Origin of the sequence: Herbaspirillum sp. B65 (assembly GCF_000333555.1) — a bacterium.
In the GTDB taxonomy this organism is placed as follows: Bacteria; Pseudomonadota; Gammaproteobacteria; order Burkholderiales; family Burkholderiaceae_D; genus Herbaspirillum; species Herbaspirillum rubrisubalbicans.
Genome location: NZ_BADI01000236.1, coordinates 1 through 736, shown reverse-complemented (window position 1 = coordinate 736; position 736 = coordinate 1). Strand labels below are relative to the sequence as shown.

The following is a 736-nucleotide window of genomic DNA, read 5'->3' as shown; positions in this document are numbered from 1 at the left end:
CATAAGATTTCAACCGGGTTGAGCCATGAGCCTAAAGCACTATATGATAAGCTAGAACTTACTTCTTAAATAGGCATGAGTGCGTTCCGGTCGTAAAAGGCGCTCCCCACAGCCTCCCGGAACGGTCCCCAGGTCTTCCCAGTGGACCGCCGCGCCTGTTTGAGACCAGTAAACCCCGGGAACCCACTCTACCATGCCGAACAATCCATCCGAACTGAAGGCCAGCGGCCTGAAGGCCACCCTGCCGCGCCTGAAGATTCTCGAAATCTTCCAGAACACCTCCGTGCGCCACCTGAGCGCCGAAGACGTCTACAAACAATTGCTCGCTGACAACCTGGACGTGGGCCTGGCTACCGTCTACCGGGTGCTGACCCAGTTCGAGCAGGCCGGCCTGCTGCAGCGCAATCACTTCGAGACCGGCAAGGCCGTCTTCGAATTGAACGAGGGCTCGCACCATGACCACCTGGTCTGCCTGGATTGCGGCAAGGTCGAGGAATTCTTCGACGCCGAGATCGAAAAGCGCCAGCTCAAGATTGCTCAGGAGCATGGCTTCGAGATCGCCGACCACGCCCTGGCGCTGTACGGCCATTGCAAAAACTGCAAGAAAGTGAAGAAATAAGTCCAACTTGGCTTGCCTGGCTTTACTTTGGCAATGCTGTGTGAAGAAAAGCCACGCGATGTCATGCGTGGCTTTTTTGCGTCCGGCGCAGGCGCCTAGGGCCTGTTCACATTCAAT

General features: G+C 56.5%; 1 protein-coding gene. It reads left to right on the top strand.

Going from position 1 to position 736, the window contains the following annotated elements:
• Window positions 1-193: 193 nt before the first annotated feature.
• The gene (fur, locus tag I5W_RS06200; protein ID WP_044528583.1) at window positions 194-619 is read left to right on the top strand and encodes a ferric iron uptake transcriptional regulator; all 426 of its coding nucleotides are present in this window, start codon (window positions 194-196) and stop codon (window positions 617-619) included.
• Window positions 620-736 lie beyond the last annotated feature (117 nt).

Coding starts and splice junctions, on each gene's coding strand:
- fur (WP_044528583.1), top strand. CDS start 194: ATGCCGAACAATCCATCCGAACTGAAGGCCAGCGGCCTGAAGGCCACC.